The sequence below is a fragment of the Zobellia alginiliquefaciens genome (genome assembly GCF_029323795.1).
Lineage (GTDB): Bacteria > Bacteroidota > Bacteroidia > Flavobacteriales > Flavobacteriaceae > Zobellia > Zobellia alginiliquefaciens.
On sequence record NZ_CP119758.1, the window covers coordinates 2832428 to 2854170 of the forward strand.

Genomic DNA, 21743 nt, shown 5'->3' on the forward strand with positions numbered 1-21743 from the left:
ATTTTCATTTGTTAGAAGTTCAAATTAAGACCTAAGGATAGGACAGTTGGTACTGGAATAGTATTAACTGTTGTACGTTCCGGATCTGAGCCTATATAATCATTTGGAGTAAACCAAAAGAGGTTTTCTCCTTGGAAGTACACACGTAAAGATGTCATACCCCAAAGCTTACTTATAATGTCTTCTGGTAAAGAATAGCCTATTTGTAGGTTTCTTATTTTGAAGTATGAATTATCCCTATATAAATAATCAGATGTTCTTAAATCATTGAAAGCCAATGATAAAGAAGGGATGTCTGAACCGGTATTCGTAGGCGTCCAAGCATTAAGTACCCCTAGTCCGGCATTTTCTCTTCCTTGAGTATAGTTATTCCATTGAATGTAAGGGTCTTGGCCTATTCTTCCTGAAACGCCAGAGCCAAATACAGAAAAATCAAAGTTCTTGTATCCTAAATCTATTCGTACGCCGTATTCTAAATCAGGCAAAGTATTTCCGATAAAATCCCGGTCATCTGAATCTATTATATTGTCACCGTTTAAATCTTGAAACTTTAAGCCGCCAGGTCTTGCTCCGACTTGGGATGGACTAGAGTCAATGTCATCTTGACTTTGAAACAAGCCATCCGATTTATAACCAAAAATTGAAAATTGTGAATGACCCAAGATTGAGTTTTCAGCTGTTCCTGGAAACCCTGCTCTAACTTCTTCGGGAAGAAAAGTAATTTCATCTTTAAAAGCTCCAAAGTTTGTGGAAATTCCAAAAGAAAAACTGTTGTCGTACATTTTGGAATATGCTACAGAGAGTTCCCACCCTTTAGTCTCGGTTGTAGCTCCGTTTAAAACACGTTGTTGACCTTCTCCAATTACAGAGGCAATGGGTGGTGTAATCAAAATATCACTTGTTTCTCTAGTGAAATAATCAAAAGTACCTACTACGGCATTGTTGAACAGTCCAAAATCTATTCCGTAGTTAAATTCTTTGGTAGTTTCCCATTTTAATGAAGGGTTGGCGGCTTGAATGGAAACAAAGCCGGAGGGTAGAGTACCCGTATTATTTCCGCTTAGATCGTATGCGGTGCCCACATTATAGTATTGATTAAAAAAATCTGGGACGTATTGATCCTGGTTTGGGCCGTATCTAGATTCATAAAGTCCAAATCTAGCTAAGTCTCCTATAGATTGGTTACCTACTTGACCATACCCGGCTCTAAGCTTTAGATCAGATACGAAGCTTTCATCATTGAAAAAATCTTCTCTGCTTATTCTCCAGCCTAAAGTCGCTGCAGGAAAAACACCATACCGGTTTTCTTCGCCAAACCTTGAAGATCCATCTCTACGAACAGTTACTGAGGCTAAATATTTGTCACCAAAGGCATAGTTTAGTTTTCCAAATTGAGATAACAAACTGCTTCCACTTGTACTGCCTGTATTAGTTTTAGCTCCTGTTGCTGCGTCTAAGACAAAATAAGATTCTGTTTCAACCGCAAATCCATCGGCAACTGCATTTACCGATTTAAAGTTATTCTTTATAGATTCTGCACCAAGTAATAAACCGATGCGGTGATTGCCTATTTCCAAGTTGTAATTAAGGGTATTGGTAAAAACAACGCTTGTAAATTTATTGGTGTTAAGTATTAATCTATTATTGGCTCTATTTACGAATCCGTTTGACACCTTGGGTTCAATATCCTTATTTTCAAAATCATTATAATCGAGACCAATGCTGGTTCTAAATGTTAGATTATCAATTAATTTAAGTTCAGCAAAGACATTACCAAATATGTTAGTACGCTCAGTATTGTCCCATCTGTTTAAATATTGCATCAATACTGGGTTGTTACGATCGGAATAACCAGCACCCAGTGGTCCACCATAATTTCCGTTACTATCAAATAAAGGTATAGTAGGGGCTAGGCTAATAGCCAGTCCCGGTACTGGAGAACTACCTATATCTGTGGAAGCTAAGGTTTCATCTGATGTTGTGAAGGATGTATTGATACCAACTTTTAATTTATCGTTGAACAACTTAAAATTAGAATTTAACTTTCCAGAAAACCTTTCATACCCCGTATGTTTTAGAATACCGGTATTTTTTAGATGGCCCAGATTAAGTAAATGAAATGACTTATCGGTACCTCCAGATATTGAAATCTCATTGTTGTAAACATAGCCTGTTTCGTATGAGGCATCTTGCCAATCTGTATCACCTGCTGGTACATTGGTATCACCACCAACATAAGGTTGAAGAGTTACACTATTAAGCACTGGATTGTTGAAATCCCCATTCCAATCAAAATTATATATTTCACCATAACCACCAGTTGGATCGGCCCCATCATTTACCGAAGCTCTCCATAATGCCTCTCCCCTTTGTACGGAATTTAGCATATCGTAGCGCTGCTTTTTTTCTGATTGAACTGAAATATTCGAATTAATACTTACTCTATACTTTTCATCGCCACCAGCTTTGGTACTGTTTTTTGTTGTGACGATAATAACTCCGTTACCCGCTCTAGAACCATAAATTGACGATGCCGAGGCATCTTTTAATACTTGTACAGATTCTATTGCGCTAGGGTTGATTCCGGAAAACACCTCTTGTCTTACAGTTGGTACTCCGTCAATAACATACAGTGGGTCGTTGTTACCCAAAGTTGTTACTCCTCGAATCAAAATACGGCTACTGGTGCCGTTTGGGTTTCCTGATTTTTCTACAAAAAGCCCTGGAACCCTACCCTGTAGTGCTTGCATGGCATTACCGGAGCTCATACTTTGCCCTTCTACGGGAGCAAGTTCAACTACGGTAACTGCACCAGTTAAATCAGCTTTACGCTCAGTAGTATAGCCTGTCAGCACAACTTCATCTAACATCTGGGTGTCGGATTCCATGGCGATGTTAAAGGTAGACTGTGAATCGACAGGAACTTCTATACGTACAAAACCAATATAGCTTATGATAAGTTTGGAATCTGACGGTACATCGTTTAATGTGAAGTTGCCATCAAAATCTGTAGTTGTACCATTATTGGTGCCGGAAACAATAACTGAGGCTCCAGGCAGCGGCATTCCGTCATCTTGAGCGGTGACGTTACCTGTAATTTGTCCTTGAGCCCAAAGGCCTAAAGGAGCAAAAAGAATGAATAATAAAAAAAGTTTAAGTTTCATGATTGAGTAATATTTAGTTAATATTAAGTTCGTTGGCAATTAAAGTTTCTAGAGTTAAGCCCTTATTGGACTCCAAAGACAGTTTTTCAAAAGGAGTTTCTGGAAAGAAAATTTCGGTCATGACGGTAGATCCACCATCAAAAAATATTTCAATGGATGTCTTGTCTAAAATGATTTTACCCGTTAATTTTTTATTGTTAGATATTCGTTTGGCAACGCTAATTTTCTTAGAAAACTTTTCAGAGAAATCAGTCTTGCCAGATTTGGAACGGTCAATAAAAAAAACTTTGCTATTTTCATTATAACCAAAGAGTAAATTATTTTCTTTATCATTTGACAACTTGAAAGTAAAGCCTTGATTTTCAAAATTTGATATTTCAAAGTCGATAATTGAATGGGATAGGCTTGCATTGGCCGATTGTAGTAAAATTATAGGTTCTTTTATTTTAATATCCTCTTTCTTGAATTTCTTGCCTTTATATGAGTTGATTTCTTCTACGGGTTTGAAAGATAATCTATAGGAGTTGTTGTCTTTTATCATTTTAATTTCTCTTGCCAATGTCATAGCACTCCTCCAAGTTTCTGTAGGAACATCATTGGCATACTCCCAATTAGACATCCAGCCCATATAAAATTTGCCATTTGTTTTAGAGGAAATATTTGAAAAAGTTACCCCGGCATAATTGTCTTTACCGAAATCGATCCAAAAATTATGGTTATTATTGAGGTTTTCTTCAAACTCTTTGTCCATTGTAAATGTTGTGCCATCAAAATCGCCAATGAAGTATTGTGTAGCACTACCTCCGTTAGGACCTCCGGGGTTCACACTAACATATAGTACCCATTTTGTTTCGTTTGAGCCCTCTATAGGTAGAGGGAATAGATCTGGACACTCCCAAACACCGCCATGAGTACCTACCTTTTTAGATAAGTCGTCACCAAAATCTGATAGTAGTTCCCAACTCTTCAAATCTTTTGAGCTGTAAAACATAACTTTATCATGTGCCGCAAGTACCATAACCCATTTTTTGTACTCTGCGTTCCACGATACCTTTGGGTCTCTAAAATCTTTGATTCCAGGGTTTTTAATGACTGGGTTATTTGAATATTTTGTCCATGTAAGTCCTTCATCAAGGGAGTAAGCAATGGCTTGTGACTCAACATCTAGCCTCTTTGCTTTTTCTCTTTCTTTATTGTGGTAAGTGAAAATTGCGATGATAGGTACTTTTCCATCTGTGCCAAAACCAGAAGTATTTTCTATGTCTACCACTGCACTACCTGAGAAGATATAACCTTTTTCATCAGGAAATAGAGCAATAGGTTGTTCTTTCCACTTAATCATATCGTTGCTTGTCGCATGTCCCCAGTGCATCGGACCCCATTTGTTTCCGTCAGGGTAGTGCTGGTAGTATAAATGATAGTACCCGTTATAATAAAACATTCCATTTGGATCATTCATCCAACCTACATCTGGTGTGAAATGATAATTTGGACGATACAATACTTCTTCAGTTTCCTGATTTTGTGTGTTTGAAATTTTTGGTTCTTTATCCTGTTTATTTGCTTGTTCCTTACAGGCGAAAACAGTACAAAGAATAATAATCACTAATATTTTTGAGTTACTTTTTTTCATGGTTTCTACAGTTGTTTGAGTTCTAATTTTTATGATTTTTATATTATTTAGAGTCTTTATTCGTACCAGTCATAGACCGGGACCGGGTTAATGATTTACTCAGTATCTCTAATGATATACCTTTCGTTTCTGGCATTATAAAAGCAACAAATAATAATTGAACGAACATCATAAAAGCAAAACATGCGAACACGGTCCCTGCTCCTATGGAAGTGAATAATATGGGAATTAGCGAAGGGATAACGGCTGCAAGAACCCAATGAACAGAGCTGCCAAAGGATTGACCGGAACCTCGTAGGTGGTTTGGAAAAATTTCCGAAATGAATACCCAAATAACAGTACCTTGTCCTAAAGCGTGAGCAGCTATAAATAAGAAAAGGAAAATAGCAACTGATATGCCCTCCCAATTTAAGAAGAATGCACATGATACTAAGGATAGGGATATGATATAGCCAATAGATCCTATATACATAAGCTGTTTTCTACCCACCTTATCTATTAAAAATATTCCAGTAAGAGTAAAAAGTAAATTAGTTATTCCGATACCTATACTGCTGAGCAAAGCGGTGCTTTCGCCCAAACCAGCTTCTTCTAAAATTCGTGGAGCATAATACAAAAAGGCATTAATTCCTGATGCTTGATTAAAGAAAGCCATGCAAAAGGCTAGGACTAGTGGTAATCGATATTTTTTCATGAAAATGTTCTCCCCATTAACACGGGTGTCATTTTCTTGTTTTATTTCTAGAATAGCTTTTTCAATATCTGTAGTTGGATTGATTATTTTAAGAACGTCGTGGGCTTCATCCGTTCGAAGTTTTGTGATTAACCACCTAGGACTTTTTGGAACGGTCAATACGAACAAAGTGTAGATAATAGCAGGAATTGCTTCAACACCTAACATCCAGCGCCAAGCATTTTCTCCAACACCATTTAGCAAATAATTCGAGAGAAATGCAATTAGAATACCAAAAACAATATTAAATTGATACAGGCCTACTAATTTCCCCCTGTCTTTTGCTGGGGCAATTTCAGAAATATAAGCAGGTGCGGCAATAGTAGATGCTCCAACACCTAAACCACCTAGAAATCTAAAGGCAGCAAATGTAAGTGGGTCGTTTGCTAAGGCAGAGCCCAATGCGGAAACTGTATAAAGAACTCCTATCCATACTAAAGTCTTTTTTCTACCCAATCTATTCGTAGGTATACCACCAAATAGGGCACCAATTACTGTCCCCCACAGTGCCATGGCCATAACAATTGTTCCATGAAACACATCTGAGGAACCCCACAAAGTTTGTAATTTTTTGTCTGCGCCTGATATAACAACAGTGTCAAAACCAAAAAGGAAACCTGCTAAAGCAGCCGTGATAGACCACACCAATATTTTCTTCATATCTCAATTATTAAATACGAAGACTATATTATTCTAAATTTTATAATTGTTTATTTGCTAATGTTACAATTTGTTGTGATTCTGTTAACATAAACTGGCTTAGCTCTAAATATCTGATTACTAGGTTTTTGTGCTATTTATTTTAACAGATTAAAATTAATGCACTTATACTTATGTAACTGAACCTTCACTAATGATACATTCATTCACAAGTTTACGAGCAACAAGATTAAAGCGATTTTTTATAACTGCCAGGTGTAACACCATATTTGCTCTTAAATGAGGTGGAAAAATAATTTGGAGAAGAAAAACCAGTGCAATAAGCAATCTCTGATATGGAGCGATTTGAGGTTTGGAGCATCGACTTAGCTTTTTCGAGACGGTAGTCTGATATGTAATCACTAATGCTCATTCCTAGCATAGCTTTTACTTTTCGATAGAGTTGTACCCTAGATACATTTAAAAGTTCTGCTAAATTCTCAACAGAAAACTCTGCGTTTTCAAGGTTGGTTTTGATATGATGATTTAACTCCCGGACAAATGACTGTTCAGCATCTCCAAATGAGTGTCCTTGATCTATATTATGGATGTTATTGGTGTAGTAATATCTTAACTTTTCTCTGTTATATAATAGAGATTTAATAGATTGAGTAAGGATTGAGTAATTAAAGGGTTTGGTTAAATATAAATCAGAGCCACATTGTAATCCCTTAATAAAGGATTCTTTATTGCCCAATGCAGTCAATAATATTACCGGTATATGAGAGGTGCGTAAGTCAGTTTTTAGAATTTCACATAATTCATAACCATTTTGATCAGGTAGATTTACATCACATAGAATTACATCTGGAATGTGTTCGAATGCTAGCTCTAGGGCATTAGTTCCATCCGAAGTTAAGATGATATACTCTTGACTCAATTTATTTTTTAGGAATAATGTTAAATCGCGATTATCTTCTATTAAAAGAATGGAATATCCTTCATTGTTAGAGCTTTCTTTCGACTCAGTGAGTCCGTCGTCATAGACGGTTTCCTCCGTGTATTCAACAAGGTTTGTGTCAATTAACTCAGGATCAACAACAATTTGATCTTCATTAAAATGAGTGTTTCCTTTGAACAGGGTAATTATAAATTCAGTTCCATGGTATGACTGAACTTCAATTTTACCTAGGTGTAGCTCAATAAATTGCTTGCTCAAATGTAGTCCTACGCCAGAACTATTCTTTCTGTTATTGGAACCTTTAAAAAATGGAGTAAAAACGTTATTCAATTCCTCATCTGGAATCCCAATTCCATTATCCTTAAAGTGAATATATACATTGCTTTTGTTTAAATTATCTTTAATTTCAATATCAATTTTACCGTTATCGGGAGTGAATTTAAATGCGTTTGAAAGTAGGTTGAAGTAAACCTTATCCATTAAATTCCTATCTATAAAAAGGTTGAGGTCTTCATTGTTGGTCTTGATTTCAAGTTTAATACTTCTTTTGTCGGCTTCACCTTTAAACTCTTGAAATATATTATTGGTGAATTTGAAAATATTAGTGTTTGAAGCTCTAATGTTAAATTTTTGACCTTCAACTTTCCTAAAATCCAGTAAATTGTTGATAAGCCTTAGAAGACGATTTGAATTATTTTGTATGAGTTCTATTTCAAAACTATTTTTGTATCCTTCTTTTTTGTTTTTCTCCCTTAACGACTCTATTGAGCTCATTATTAGTGTGATTGGTGTTTTGAATTCGTGAGAAAGCCCTGTAAAGAAGTTCATTTTGGCTTCATTACTTTCCTTTACCTCATTTGCTATCTCTTCGATTTGATTTCTTTGGACCGTTATTTTTTCATTAGTGATTTCCAATTGTCTATTCTTTTTAGAAATACTCATTTTAGAATAGATGCTATAGACAGCAAGACCTAAGATGATTAAGAAAAAAACAAGAATAATTTTGAGTGTATTATTTTGAGAATAGTACTGTTTTTCTTGCTGTTTTATGGCAGACACCTGAGATTCAATAAGTCTTTGTTGTTCACTTATTTTGCTAAATTGATTTTGCATAATGTCAGCATTGAACCTGTCGATTACGGTACTGGAAAGAATATTGTGTAAAGGAACTTTATCGCCATTTAAGATTTTCATAGCGGTGGTCAATGCTTCTGCTCCTCCTGTAGGATATAAAATAGTAGCTGTCAATACACCATTCTTGACTAGCTCTATGCCTCCATTTGAACCGCTTAATCCATCAACACCAATAATCTTTATCTTATCTTCTATTCCTAGGTTATGTGCTATTTCCCATGCCCCTTGAGCTAGCCTATCGTTATGGGCAAAGACAAAATCTATTGGGCCATGGTCCTGTAAAAACTGTCGAAAATTATCAGCAATAGATTCTTTTTCCCAATTACTTTTTATGGTGCCAACAAATTGTACTTCAGAAAAATCATCTATGACTTGGTGGAAGCCAATACTTCTTTCTTCTGCAGGCGATGATCCGGCGAGCCCTTTTATTTCAAGAACACTTAAAGAATCTTGTATATTGGAAGCTATATATTTGGCAGCGTTTCTGCCTATTTCAATATTATCGGCACCAACATAGGTTGTATACTTTTGATCATCAGTTTTTCTATCGACAACTAAAACAGGAATTCCTGCGTTAAGTGCTTTTTCTACTGTAGAAGTTATAGGTTTGGATTGAATTGGTGAAACTATGATAATATCAACACTGTCCACAATAAACATGTTTAGGTCGGCTATTTGTTTTTGAACATCATAGTTAGCATCATAAATAGTTAAGTTGACATGAGGGTATAGCGAAGCTTGTAGCTCCATAGAGCTGTTCATAGATTGTCTCCATTCATCGTTTGTCATAGCTTGAGAGAAACCAATATTTATTTTATTGGGAACATTGGCTTTTGAACATGAGCTAATTGTAGCGCTAAAGACAAGTACTAGCGATAAAAGGAAATAAACACGTGATAATCTCATGAGTTTTTTGTTGAGTTGTAAACTTAGTGAAATTGTAAATATGGAGGCAATTACTTAATCTATACAATATATACACAGGTATTCCTAGACAGAGTCAGCTTGGTATGTTTATAATCGTTAATAGCTGAAAATTTTATGAGTACTACGGATATTGTATGGTTATGTGTAGTTGAAATGTATTCATTAAGAAGGTTACTATGGTCGTAATTAGTCTTAGTATGGTTGTCGATAGGGTTACATGGTGTGGTTAAACCACTCAAAATAACCATAAAGAAAGGACCACACCTATGGTGAACATGTGTGGTGCTACTTTGATGGTTTTGAAAAGACCGTATCTATCAAGAACGCAATGGCCTCATCGTCCGATATCAGGGGAGTCTTTTTTTTCTTTGTCTTCTTGGGTCCTGTTTTATCGTCAAAGTTCCGTGTCTTCTCATGGGTAGTTAGGTATTCATCCCCCTCAAATTGGAACTCCTCGTTCAGTATCAAGAGAATTTTAAGGGAAGCCTCGAACCGAAGTACTTCCTCAAGAATAGGAATTTTATAGACAAGGGAATCGTCAAAATAGGTAGCATCCCCTATAAGAAAATAGGAGAGGGGGATTTGGTTTTCGGTGGTCAGTCGCTCCTGTAAGACCTCCTGTCTTATTCCGAACAGTTCCAGTTTCTTTGCCCTACTAATCTTTGTATGACCATCGGGGGATTTGCCATTTCGGAGTATGTCGAACCTATCCTCAATGGCCGACTTTACGATCTCTTTGTAATAGCGCAAGGCGACTTTTCTTTTTTCTTCCGCATCGAGACCGAGTATGTCCTCCTCATACGAATAGAAGAACCCGATCAGCGAGTTTTCGATTACATCTTCGTATACATCCAATATATAACCGTAAAATTCTTTTGTCAATGCCGCATTAGGTACGTATACCGGTTCACTGTTTTCAGAAGTTACGGGGTTAGGACTGCCATTCAAAGAAAGGGGTATACGCCTGACCTGATGGAAAAGTCCCTTCGTAAGGTGTATGCGCCTAAGCTCTTTGATGGTCATAGAGTTCAGGTCCAAATCTTTTAAGAGTCCGAAATAGGTCATGGCGTATCGTTGTTGTCCTTTGGTTTAATGAGATTGGAATAGTCCTCCGGCAATGCAGCATCTATATCCCTGAGGTATTTCTCTAATGCTTGGGGACTGGTATGGCCCGTAATGAGCATCAACCTGCTCTTTACCTCTTCGGATGTGGCCGTTTTTGCCATTTCCCTGTAGAGCCCTGTAATGAAGCTGTGCCTAAAACTATAAAGACCATAGTCCTTTCCAAGCTTAAAATGGTCCTTCACTTTCTTGAAACGTTTTGAGAAATAATCACGTTTGTTAGATTCGTCTGTTTCCCATTCACCACCGATCCGTTCTGGGGTGAACAGGTAATGTTCCTTGTTCATGTCCGATATATCCGGAATGTTGTTTATCATGATATCGGGAATAATCTTGATCTTCACCACTTTGTTCTTCGCCCTGACATATATTTTCTTGTCCTGTATGTCCACGTCCCCGATTTTCAACCTGCAGATTTCAATGGGCCGCAGGAAATTATAGGAAACGAACTGAACGAACAGACGCAACAACGGGTCGTTGGTCTTTAGATAACTGTCAATCTCCTTGAGTTGATGTGGCGTGTAGGTCTTGTTGCGTTCGGGAACGGACCGAAGTACATTTATCTTAAGAATGAAGTTCTCTCCAATCAGTTCGTTCTCTTCGAGCGTGCTGAACAGTGAGCTAAGTGCCGCTCTGGTATTGTTTCTGTTCCTTGGGCTAGTTTGTTGCAATACGTCGTTCAAATACGAGATGACCGTTTTTCGGTCTATCTTTCGGATATCGGAAACATCATAATCGTTTTCATCCAGCCACTTTTGGAACCTGTTGATACGGCTTCGGTACTTCGGGTACGAGTTCTGGTTGAGGATGCTCTTTTTTATTTTGAGTGCCAGTTCAAAGGCTTCGGCCACGGATATTAAGGGCTCCTCAATACTTTCTTTCTCTTTGTTAGGCTTTTGGGGAGTCTTGTCAGTTTCTGTATGGTCTTTTTTAATTAACTCTGTCGGGGTTTCTGGTACTGTCGTTTGGGATAGGGTTTGGGTTGCCCTAAATTCTTGTGGGGCTTCAGGTTTATTGTCGGCTGTAGAAACCTTCCTTTTTTTAAACTTGTTTTCCAGCTCGGTATTCTTTTGGTACGGATCAAACCCTTCCTTTAAGAGAAAAAGCAGTTTGGCCTGAAGAACCTTAAGAAAGGAAAGTCGGTCTCTTTTTGTAGTATATCTGTTGGCTCCACCTTTGATGCCCGCTTGACGTTTTAACTTTCCCGTTTTGGGATCGCGGAAGGAAAAATAGACATACCAAGGTTTTTTAAGGGCTTTTTTTTGCTCTGTTTTTGAGAGCTTGGACCATTGACGGACATCTACCCCGCCAGTGTAAATTTTAGGCTCGGTAAAGTTCGGTTTCATGGGGAAAGTGTATACTGTTTCGTTTACTGTTTGTAAAACTACGGAAATAGTGGGCATAAAAAAAACGGTCTGTGCGTACACGGACCGTTGGTTTTATTGCCTTTCGGCTTAGTAGCGGGGACTGGACTCGAACCAGCGACCTTCGGGTTATGAGCCCGACGAGCTACCTACTGCTCTACCCCGCGATATGGGTTTTTATCTCACTTGTCTTGCAACTTCAGGTCATTACGCTGACGAGATAAAGGTGCGCTACTATTCGTAACGGGCGACAAATATACAACTGTTTTTTACTTAAAACCAAACTTAGAGCAGAATCTTTTTATGCATACCCTAAAAAATCTCCAAATTCCATACCTTCGGGACTAGCAAGCCTATTTATGGATACAATTAATGATTTTATTTCTGCAGCACTGCCCTTTACGGAGTGGCCCATGTTTCTTTTGCTTATTGGTGGCGGACTTTTTTTGGTCTTCTATTCTAAGTTTTTACCCTATCGGTACTTTGGCCATGCCATTGCCATAACGGCAGGTAAGTATGATAATGATAAGTCTGAAGGAGATGTCAGTTCTTTTCAGGCCCTGTCGGCTGCGGTTGCGGCAACGGTGGGTCTAGGTAATATCTCTGGCGTAGCCATTGCCATACATGACGGAGGACCTGGTGTTGTTTTTTGGATATGGGTTACGGCACTTATTGGTATGTGTATCAAATTTTATTCCTGTAGTCTGGCCATTATGTTCCGTAGTACGGACTCTGATGGTAAATTGCAAGGAGGGCCTATGTACTATATTACCCAAGGTTTGGGTCCTAAAGCAAAACCATTGGCGCTGTTTTTTGCAGTCTGTGGTTTATTCGGATTTTTGGGTGTTTTTACGGCAAACCAGTTTACGGAAACATTTATGAGTGTGGTGGAGCCCAACGAAACTATTGCCAATTTTGGTGATTTCAACTGGCAGTTGGGAATAGGCGTTGTTCTGGCCGTCGTTACTTCTTTTGTGATTTTTGGTGGACTTACCAAAATTGCCAAAGTTGCATCTGCAATCGTTCCATTTATGGTATTGGTTTATCTAGTAGCGGTGGTTGTTGTTATGGTCTTGAACGCTTCGCAGATCATCCCTTCATTAAAACTGATTATAACGGAAGCTTGGAATTTTAAGACCGTTGTTACCGGAGGGTTCTGGGGTCTGGTTATTATTGGGGTTCGTAGGGCTATGTTCTCCAATGAAGCAGGTTTGGGTAGTGCACCTATGTATCATGGGCAGTCAAAAACGGATAATCCTATTAAAGAAGGGCTTGTAGCCATGCTCGGACCTTTTATAGATACTATTTTGGTGTGTACTTTCACAGCCGTAGTTATTATATTAAGTGGTGCATATCTAGAAGATGGAAGCGGAATAGTTATGACACTATCGGCATTTGAGACCACGCTGTTCGGTTATGGTGATATTTTACTCATGGTAATAGTTACTGCATTCGCTTTTTCAACTTTGTTCACATATTCTTACTACGGTGTAAAATGTCTTTCTTTCTTGACCAATGCAAAAATCGGGAAGTTTTATAATTGGTATTTTGTACTTATGATCGTATTTGCAGCCGTAGCTTCTTTGGATTTAGTAAAAAACCTTATAGATCTTTCCTATGCTTTAATGGTCATACCCAATATGATTGCCGTACTTTTGCTGGCACCAAAGGTGAACAGCGAAGCAAAAAAATATTTTCAGAGGTTAAAAGGTGAGCACGGATAATTTTGAACATGAGTTTTTTGGTATTGGTATCCAAAATGGAAAAACGCCTGAAAATTTAGGGGTATTATGGCGAACGGCACAAAATCTGGGCGCTAGTTTTATCTTCACGATTGGTAATAGATATGCCAAACAGGCAAGCGATACGCACCATGCCGTGAAGGCCATGCCTTATTTTCATTATGATACGTTTGAGGCATTCTATAACAATTTGCCCAAAGGTGCTATGCTGGTCGGGGTAGAAATGAAAGCGAATGCGGTTGACCTGGAAACTTTTGAACACCCAAGACGATGCGTATATTTGCTGGGAGCGGAAGACCACGGACTTTCTAACCTAGCTTGTGAAAAGTCGCACCATTTGATTCGTTTTAAATCGGAGAAAAGCCTTAATGTGGCTGTAGCCGGAAGTATTGTTATGTATGATAGGAATCTATCAAAACCGCGAATGCGTTAAAAGATAAAGTATGGGAAATCATAAATCTGGATTTGTAAATATTATAGGGAATCCCAATGTGGGAAAATCCACTTTAATGAATGCCTTTGTAGGCGAGAAACTTTCTATTATTACTTCCAAGGCACAGACTACAAGGCACCGTATTCTTGGCATTGTTAATGGTGATGATTTTCAGGTAATCCTTTCGGATACGCCGGGTATCATTAAGCCTGCCTATGAATTGCAATCTTCTATGATGAATTTTGTAAAATCGGCTTTTGAAGATGCAGATGTACTTTTGTACATGGTTGAGATTGGTGAAAAGGCATTGAAGGATGAAGCTTTCTTTGAAAAAATAAAAAATAGCAAAATTCCTGTTCTGTTATTGCTGAATAAAGTGGATACCGCAACCCAAGAATTGCTGGAGGAGCAAGTGCAATACTGGCAAGAAATGCTTCCCACTGTAGAACTACATCCTATTTCCGCTTTATCAAACTTCAATATTAAAAATATTTTTGAACGAATAATAGAATTGCTTCCGGAAGCACCTGCCTATTACCCTAAAGACCAACTTACGGATAAGCCTGAGCGGTTCTTTGTAAATGAGAATATTAGGGAAAAAATCTTAATGTATTACAAAAAGGAAATTCCTTATTCCGTTGAAATAGAGACCGAAGAATTTTTTGAAGATGAGGATATCATTAGAATGCGTGCCGTAATTATGGTGGAACGTGATTCTCAAAAAGGGATTATCATTGGTCATAAAGGCGCTGCGTTAAAAAGGGTGGGGGTAGAGTCCCGTAAGGACTTAGAAAAGTTTTTTGGTAAACAAGTGCATTTAGAATTATACGTAAAAGTCAATAAAAATTGGCGTAATGATGCCCGTCAGTTAAAACGCTTTGGTTACAATAACTAAATGTAGTTAACCATTTCGTTGCATTCTAGTAAACATTGGTTATTCTTTAGCTAACCTTTAAGTGACCCTGAAATTTAATCTTTGGTGATTAATAACCAACCTGAAGATGAAAAAATTTAAAAGTATTCCGCTTATTCTTATTGCATTAGCTACTTTTTCTTGTGAAAAACTAGAAGACCTTGTCGGCCACCCTATAGATGAAGAGGTCGTAGATCCGTCCAACCTTTCTTTTACTAGAATCGGTGGTTTTACAAACGGTACCGGAGATGAAGGTTTTGCCGAAATTAGTGCTTACGATGCCAAGACTGGTAAACTGTTCGTTGTAAACCCTGTGGAAAGTGAAGTTTCCGTTTGGGATATTTCTGAACCAACAATCCCTGCAAAACAAGCATCTATTGCTTTAAGCGGTACTCCAAATAGTGTTGCGGTTCATGATGGACTTTTGGCGATTGCCGTAGAGAACGACAACAAGCAAGCAGACGGAACAATTGAGGTGTACGAGACTGCTACTATGACCTTGGAAACCTCTTATCCTGCCGGAGCATTACCGGATATGGTTACCTTCAGTCCTAATGGAAAATATATTGTTGCAGCCAATGAAGGTGAGCCAAACGACGATTATACGGTAGACCCTGAAGGTTCTATTTCGGTAATCGACCTTGAGAAAAATGAGGTGAATACTTTGTTCTTTACCAATTACAACGGTCAAACCATAGGAAACGATTTTCGGGTTTTTGGTCCTGGGGCTTCGGTGGCGCAGGATATTGAGCCAGAATACGTGGCGGTTTCTGATGATAGTAAGTATGCCTACATCAGTTTACAGGAAAATAACGGTATGGCTGTAGTGGATTTAACTTCAATGACCCTAACGGATGTTTTTGGGTTGGGGGTAAAAGATCACTCGCTTGCTGAAAATGCTATGGACGCTAGTAATAAGGATGATATTGTGGGTAATTTTAAGACTTGGCCTGTGTTAGGTTTTTACCACCCAGATGCTATTACGTTTGCTAAAATAGGAGGTGCAGGATACATCATTTCTGCAAATGAAGGTGATTCTCGTGATTATGACGGGTATTCTGAAGAGGTAAGAGTAGAGGATTTAGAGTTGGATGCTACGGCTTTTCCAAATGCTGAAGAATTACAGGCTGAAGGAAATTTAGGTCGTTTAAAGACTACAACGGCTAATGGAGATACGGACGGTGATGGTGATTTTGATAAAATCTATTCCTACGGGGCACGTTCGTTTACAATCTGGTCTCCTCAAGGGCAAATGGTTTATGATAGTGGTGATGAAATAGGAAGAAAAACATTGGAAATTGCTCCTGCTTTGTTTAATAATGATGAGGGTGAAGCTGATGGTAGAAGTGATGATAAAGGTGCAGAGCCAGAATCGGTTACAACTCTTAAAGTAGGAGAGTCTACTTTGTTGTTCGTAGGTTTGGAAAGAACGGGTGGAGCGTTTGTATATGATATTTCAAGTCCGTCCGCACCTGTATTCTTAAAGTGGATTTTCAATACGCAAGATGTTGCTCCTGAGGGACTTTTAACTATCCCTGCTGAAGAGTCGCCTAATGGAGAAAACCTTTTGGTTATCACCAATGAAGTATCTAATACCGTATCTATTTTTGAGATAAAATAGTCGGTTTTAACGAACTGAAAATTATAGAATCCCCATGTTTCTTTTTGAAATTTGGGGATTGTCTTTTTAATTTACTTACGATTAGTTGTTTAGAATTACGATTCCATCGGGATTAATACTATTTTTGCAGCAAATTTAAGGAAGTATGAGTGCGATTGTAGCCGTTGTAGGGAGACCAAATGTAGGGAAATCAACATTTTTTAACCGTTTGATTCAAAGAAGGGAAGCTATTACCGATGCCGTAAGTGGGGTAACCCGTGACCGTCATTACGGAAAAAGTGATTGGAACGGAAAAGAGTTTTCCTTAATAGATACGGGTGGTTATGTTCAAGGTAGCGACGATATTTTTGAGCAGGAAATTGATAAGCAAGTAGAACTCGCTATTGATGAAGCGGATGCCATTATCTTTATGGTAGATGTAGAAAGCGGCATTACCGGAATGGACGAGGATGTGGCCAACCTGCTACGTAGGGTTAAAAAGCCGGTTTTTTTGGTAGTGAATAAAGTGGATAATGCCAAGCGTGCCGAAGATGCAGTAGAGTTTTATGCCTTGGGTTTAGGTGATTACTATACTTTATCAAGTATTAACGGTAGTGGTACAGGAGATTTGCTTGATGATTTGGTAGAAGTTCTTCCTGAAAAAGAGAAAGAAGAGAGTGAGCTGCCCAGGTTTGCCGTAGTGGGTAGACCAAATGCCGGTAAATCGTCATTTATAAACGCACTCATTGGTGAAGACCGTTACATCGTAACCGATATTGCGGGAACCACAAGAGATAGTATTGACACTAAATACAATCGTTTTGGTTTTGATTTCAATATTGTAGATACGGCGGGTATTAGAAGGAAGGCCAAAGTAAAAGAAGATTTGGAGTTTTACTCAGTTATGCGTTCCGTGCGTGCTATTGAGCATTGTGATGTTTGTTTGTTGATGTTTGATGCTACACGTGGTTTTGACGGTCAGGTTGAGAATATTTTCTGGCTGGCACAACGCAACAACAAGGGTATCGTTATTCTAGTTAATAAATGGGATTTGGTAGAGGACAAAGAAACCAACACCATGAAAGAGTACACTATACGTATTAAACAGGCGTTAGAACCTTTTGTAGATGTACCCATTTTATTTATCTCGGCATTAACTAAACAACGTATTTATAAAGCGATTGAAACTGCTGTTGAGGTGTATCAAAGTCGGTCTAGAAAAATTAAGACCCGTAAGCTGAATGACACAATGTTACCAATTATTGAGCGTACACCGCCACCAGCTTATAAAGATAAATATGTAAAAATTAAATATATCACACAACTGCCTACCAACTATCCGCAGTTTGCGTTCTTTTGTAATTTACCACAATACGTTCGTGAACCTTACAAGCGGTTTTTAGAGAATAAGTTGCGAGAAAATTACGATTTTAGCGGTGTGCCGATTACAATTTATATGAGGAAGAAATAAACGAAGTTTTAAAAGTTTCATTTTCTTCGGAAGAATTATTAGCATTATTATCCCTATAAGTGATTTAGACTAGTCTATATTGTTTATAGGGATTTTATATGTTAAAAATGTATCTTCTTCTTGAACTTCTCCGTCAATCTCAAAAGAATCTAGTAAAAGGGTGTTTGAGCAGCAACCTTTACCGCCTGACCGTTCTAATTTTAAAGTTAGGTCGAGACTATTTTTATCCCCAACGGATAAAACGTAATCATAAGTTCCAGTATCCCATTCGGAATCGGACAGGGTTAAAACTGATTTTTCGGATACAACTTGAATTGAAAATTCTACAGTTTCATTTCCAGAGATAGTTATGTCAGAAGCAGAATAGGTCTCATTAGTCAGTAGATTCACATTACTTTCACTGTCCACAAGTTCCAAGTCCAGATTAGAGAAGCCAGATTCACACAATACTGCTGAACAGTCATAATCTGTTACATCATCGGACTTGCACATCGAAAGAATAAAAAATAGGGGTATAGCAAAAAGTAACTTCTTCACGGCGATTTTCCTACAAGATGTGCTGCTGGAAAAAAGGTTGCGTCAATCCGTGTAATGATAAAATTCAAAATTTACCAACCACCGGAAGCACCTCCGCCGCCGAAGCCACCACCACCGAAGCCACCGCCAAAACCGCCGCCGGAACCTCCTCCAAAACCACCACCTCCAAAACTTCCGGAGCCACCACTACGCCCCATGTTGCTTAGGATAATAATGTCCCAAAGGTCAAGGCCGCTGCCACGTTTTCCACCATTGCGTCCACCGCCGCCACGTTTGTTTCGGTTTGATAAGATGATCAGAATAATGAAGAAAATAATAAACGGCAAAAATTTACCCAAAGGAAAACCGCTACCATCGTTAAATGAGCGGTCTTCGGTAAATTCACCGTTCAGGGCTTGGAAAATAGCATCAGAGCCAGCATTTAAGCCTCCGTAATAGTCGTTTTGTTTAAATGCAGGTAATATGGCTTGGTCAATTATCCGTCGCGATAGGGCATCGGTTAGTCGCGATTCTACGCCGTACCCTGTGTTAATAGCTATCCGTCGGTCGTCTCTAGCTAAAAGAACCAGTATTCCATTATCTTTATCGTTCTGGCCTATTCCCCAATTTTCGCCCCATTGAGCGCCCAGAAAGTTAATATTTTCTCCTTCCGTAGAACTAATAATGGCAATTACGATTTGCGTAGAGGTACTATCTGAATAACGAATCAGTTTTTGCTCTAATTTCTGTTTTTGACCAGAGCTCAAAAGATTAATATAATCATAGACACTAGTCTCTAGTTTCGGCTTATCGGGAATTTGATACTGAGCCGTAACTAGAGTAAAGCAAAAGAGTACGATTGTAAGTAGACTACCCTTTAGATACTTCATTGCTGAGTTCGTTTTTATCGCCCTGTTGCCATGGAAAATGGGCTTGCAGTTCTTCTCCGGCTTTTAAAATTCCGTCAATGATTCCTTGCTTAAACTTTCCTTTTTTAAATTGATCTTGAATAGCATCTTTGGTAGAGTCCCAAAAATTATTGGGTACCACTTTGTTGATGCCGCTATCTCCGAATATGGAAAATTTTCTATCGTTTACCGCCACGTAAATCAAGACGCCATTGGCTTCTTTGGTATTATCCATTTTTAAAAGTAGAAACACTTCCTTGGCCCGTTCAATAGCTTCCAATCGGGTATGCGGTTCAATATGCACTCTGATTTCGCCAGAAGTATTTTTCTCGGCTATATGTATAGCCTCAACAATTTCTTGTTCTTCTTCCGCAGTTAAAAATGCTTCTACTCTAGACATATCTTAGTTGAAGTCAAATTCTACATCTGGTGCGTTTTCGGAGCCAGCATCTGCTTTATAGCGCGCCATATCTTCAAATCCGAAAATACCTGCCAAGAACGACCCAGGGAATTTAGAGATGTGAATATCGTAAAGGTTTACGGTTTCATTAAACTTGTTTCGTTCAACGTTAATGCGGTTTTCGGTGCCTTCCAGTTGTGCTTGCAGTTCAAGGAAGTTTTGGTTTGCTTTCAGTTCCGGATACCGTTCTACCACTACCATTAATTTGCTCAAAGCACCTGTAAGTCCACTCTGTGCCTGCTGGAACTGGGCCATTTTTTCGGGTGTCAAATTGTTGGCATCAATAGATGTTGAGGTTGCTTTTGCTCTAGCTTCAATAACATCGGTTAAGGTGCCGCGCTCAAAATCTGCAGCGCCCTGTACGGTTTTAACCAAGTTGCCAATAAGATCGTTTCTACGTTGGTAAGCACTTTCTACATTAGACCATGCGGTTTTTGCATTTGCTTCCAATTCTACTGCGGTGTTGTTAAAACCAACGGCCCAATTATAAATACCAAAGGCAATGACTACCAATACAATAAGTGCAATTAATCCTTTTTTCATTTCAAAAATATTTGGTTATAGTTAATGTGTTTTCTAAGAGAAATAGTTCATTTAAGGTATAAGACCTCAAATGAGCCAAAAAGTTACAATTGATCCTTAATTTTGGTCAATTCTACTTTAATTCGCTCTAATTTATCAATGATATCGAAGTTGTTAAGCGTTTTTTGTCGATTCTCCTTTAAGTGCGTTTTTGCGCCATCTAAAGTGAAGCCACGCTCTTTTACCAAGTGATAAATGAGTTTTAGGTTGTCTATGTCTTGAGGGGTGAATTTACGATTCCCCTTCGCGTTCTTCTTAGGCTTGAGCGCATCAAATTCTTTTTCCCAAAAACGAATCAGGGAAGTGTTCACGTCAAAAGCCTTGGCGACTTCGCCAATGCCATAGTACCTTTTTTCTGGGAGATCTATTTGCATTAATCCAAAGATTGATTTTCTTGAGCTGCGTATTTTAGCATATTTTTGAATTCTTCAGCCGATAAACTTCCGTAATAGAAGTTGATAGGGTTGATGCGTTCCTCATCTTTCCACACCTCATAGTGTAAATGTGGTGCTTCTGAACGTCCGGTATTGCCTACAAAACCAATGAGGTCTCCACGTTTTACTTGTTGACCTTTTTTTACATTGTACTCGCTAAGATGCCCATAGAGGGTTTTGAATCCGTAACCGTGATCTATACGAATGTGCTTGCCGTAACCTGACGAGCCATTATCGGCACGAATAACTTTTCCATCTCCAGGAGCATATATTGGTGTCCCTTTAGGTGCGGAAAAATCCATGCCTCGGTGCATTTTACGTGCTTTTGTAAATGGATCCGAACGCCAACCAAAACCGGAAGCCATTCTTCTAAGGCTTTCATTGGTAACCGGTTGAATGGCAGGTATGGCCATTAAGAATTTTTCTTTTTCTTCGGCAAGTTTGGTGATTTCATCCAATGATTTTGACTGAATTGCCATCTGCTTTTTAATGATGTCCAAACGCTTAGAAGTTGCAATAACCATTTCAGAATTATTAAAACCCTCTAATGACTTATAGCGGTTTACGCCACCAAAACCAGCTCTGCGCTGCTCTTCGGGTATGGGGTTGGCCTCAAAATATAATCGGTATATATTATTATCTCTATCTTCTATGTTTGCCAGCACTTCTTCAATTTGCCCCATTTTTCTGTTCAGGAGTTCAAACTGTAACTCGTAATTTTTTACTTCACGAGATAGAGAAAGTTCTCTTGGCGTATTTATGAGGTTGGTATTCATTAAAAATACCAGGCACATGAGGCCAAAAAGGAAAGATCCAATAAAAAACAGGGCAATATTACGGTAGCGCCTAGATTTTTTAGGCTCTATTTTACGATACGAAAGCGTATCTGGATCGTAATAGTACTTTACTTTAGACATGTATTGATTTTATCCTATTTTTGTGCTGTTTTAGCGGGATAAACAAATATAGAAATAGTTTCGTTTAAAACGTTCAATTTTGTAAAACCT

17 protein-coding genes and 1 tRNA gene are annotated in these 21743 nt (G+C 38.4%); 5 read left to right on the forward strand and 13 right to left on the reverse strand.

What is annotated here, in order from left to right; all coding sequences use genetic code 11:
* Nucleotides 1-11: 11 nt before the first annotated feature.
* The 7 genes from P0077_RS11890 to P0077_RS11920 form a co-directional block, all read right to left on the reverse strand.
* Nucleotides 12-3164, reverse strand: coding sequence for a SusC/RagA family TonB-linked outer membrane protein (locus P0077_RS11890; protein ID WP_276165469.1), 3153 nt, complete (start codon nucleotides 3162-3164; stop codon nucleotides 12-14).
* A 13-nt stretch (nucleotides 3165-3177) separates the two neighbouring features.
* Complete coding sequence (locus P0077_RS11895) at nucleotides 3178-4797, reverse strand: glycoside hydrolase family 32 protein (RefSeq protein WP_276165470.1); 1620 nt, start codon at nucleotides 4795-4797, stop codon at nucleotides 3178-3180.
* Between the two features lie 43 nt (nucleotides 4798-4840).
* A complete protein-coding gene (locus P0077_RS11900) occupies nucleotides 4841-6190 on the reverse strand; it encodes a sugar porter family MFS transporter (protein ID WP_276165471.1) in 1350 nt (449 codons plus the stop codon).
* A gap of 229 nt (nucleotides 6191-6419) precedes the next feature.
* Entirely contained in the window at nucleotides 6420-9170 is a 2751-nt protein-coding gene (locus tag P0077_RS11905) for a substrate-binding domain-containing protein (RefSeq protein WP_276165472.1), read from the reverse strand.
* 306 nt (nucleotides 9171-9476) lie between these two features.
* Nucleotides 9477-10256, reverse strand: a complete 780-nt coding sequence (locus P0077_RS11910; protein WP_276165473.1) for a hypothetical protein — start codon at nucleotides 10254-10256, stop codon at nucleotides 9477-9479.
* On the reverse strand, nucleotides 10253-11716 hold the full coding sequence (locus P0077_RS11915; RefSeq protein ID WP_276165474.1) for a tyrosine-type recombinase/integrase: 1464 nt from the start codon (nucleotides 11714-11716) through the stop codon (nucleotides 10253-10255). Before P0077_RS11915 ends, P0077_RS11910 begins: the two co-directional genes overlap by 4 nt.
* A gap of 55 nt (nucleotides 11717-11771) precedes the next feature.
* Nucleotides 11772-11844, reverse strand: a tRNA-Met gene (locus P0077_RS11920).
* A gap of 192 nt (nucleotides 11845-12036) precedes the next feature.
* Between P0077_RS11920 and P0077_RS11925 the strand changes: the two genes are divergently transcribed.
* From P0077_RS11925 to der, 5 genes are all read left to right on the forward strand, one after another.
* Nucleotides 12037-13401: an alanine/glycine:cation symporter family protein gene (locus tag P0077_RS11925; RefSeq protein WP_276165475.1), complete on the forward strand. Its 1365-nt coding sequence runs from the start codon at nucleotides 12037-12039 to the stop codon at nucleotides 13399-13401.
* Nucleotides 13388-13852 (forward strand): RNA methyltransferase, encoded by a 465-nt coding sequence (locus P0077_RS11930; RefSeq protein WP_276165476.1) that lies wholly within the window; start codon nucleotides 13388-13390, stop codon nucleotides 13850-13852. Before P0077_RS11925 ends, P0077_RS11930 begins: the two co-directional genes overlap by 14 nt.
* Before the next feature lie 10 nt (nucleotides 13853-13862).
* Nucleotides 13863-14747, forward strand: a complete 885-nt coding sequence (gene era / locus P0077_RS11935) for a GTPase Era (protein ID WP_276165477.1) — start codon at nucleotides 13863-13865, stop codon at nucleotides 14745-14747.
* 106 nt (nucleotides 14748-14853) lie between these two features.
* Nucleotides 14854-16386, forward strand: coding sequence for a choice-of-anchor I family protein (locus P0077_RS11940; RefSeq protein ID WP_276165478.1), 1533 nt, complete (start codon nucleotides 14854-14856; stop codon nucleotides 16384-16386).
* A 145-nt stretch (nucleotides 16387-16531) separates the two neighbouring features.
* Nucleotides 16532-17836, forward strand: coding sequence for a ribosome biogenesis GTPase Der (gene der, locus P0077_RS11945; RefSeq protein WP_276165479.1), 1305 nt, complete (start codon nucleotides 16532-16534; stop codon nucleotides 17834-17836).
* Nucleotides 17837-17905: 69 nt separating this feature from the next.
* Here der and P0077_RS11950 read toward each other — a convergent pair whose 3' ends face one another.
* The 6 genes from P0077_RS11950 to P0077_RS11975 form a co-directional block, all read right to left on the reverse strand.
* Nucleotides 17906-18328: a hypothetical protein gene (locus tag P0077_RS11950; RefSeq protein ID WP_276165480.1), complete on the reverse strand. Its 423-nt coding sequence runs from the start codon at nucleotides 18326-18328 to the stop codon at nucleotides 17906-17908.
* A 116-nt stretch (nucleotides 18329-18444) separates the two neighbouring features.
* Complete coding sequence (locus tag P0077_RS11955) at nucleotides 18445-19242, reverse strand: TPM domain-containing protein (protein ID WP_276165481.1); 798 nt, start codon at nucleotides 19240-19242, stop codon at nucleotides 18445-18447.
* The gene (locus P0077_RS11960; RefSeq protein WP_276165482.1) at nucleotides 19223-19660 is read right to left on the reverse strand and encodes a TPM domain-containing protein; all 438 of its coding nucleotides are present in this window, start codon (nucleotides 19658-19660) and stop codon (nucleotides 19223-19225) included. The genes P0077_RS11955 and P0077_RS11960 overlap by 20 nt, the downstream gene beginning before the upstream one ends.
* A 3-nt stretch (nucleotides 19661-19663) precedes the next feature.
* Nucleotides 19664-20263, reverse strand: a complete 600-nt coding sequence (locus tag P0077_RS11965; RefSeq protein WP_276165483.1) for a LemA family protein — start codon at nucleotides 20261-20263, stop codon at nucleotides 19664-19666.
* 83 nt (nucleotides 20264-20346) lie between these two features.
* The gene (locus P0077_RS11970) at nucleotides 20347-20676 is read right to left on the reverse strand and encodes a MerR family transcriptional regulator (RefSeq protein ID WP_215939742.1); all 330 of its coding nucleotides are present in this window, start codon (nucleotides 20674-20676) and stop codon (nucleotides 20347-20349) included.
* A complete protein-coding gene (locus P0077_RS11975; RefSeq protein ID WP_276165484.1) occupies nucleotides 20676-21653 on the reverse strand; it encodes a M23 family metallopeptidase in 978 nt (325 codons plus the stop codon). The genes P0077_RS11970 and P0077_RS11975 overlap by 1 nt, the downstream gene beginning before the upstream one ends.
* Between the last annotated feature and the right edge of the window lie 90 nt (nucleotides 21654-21743).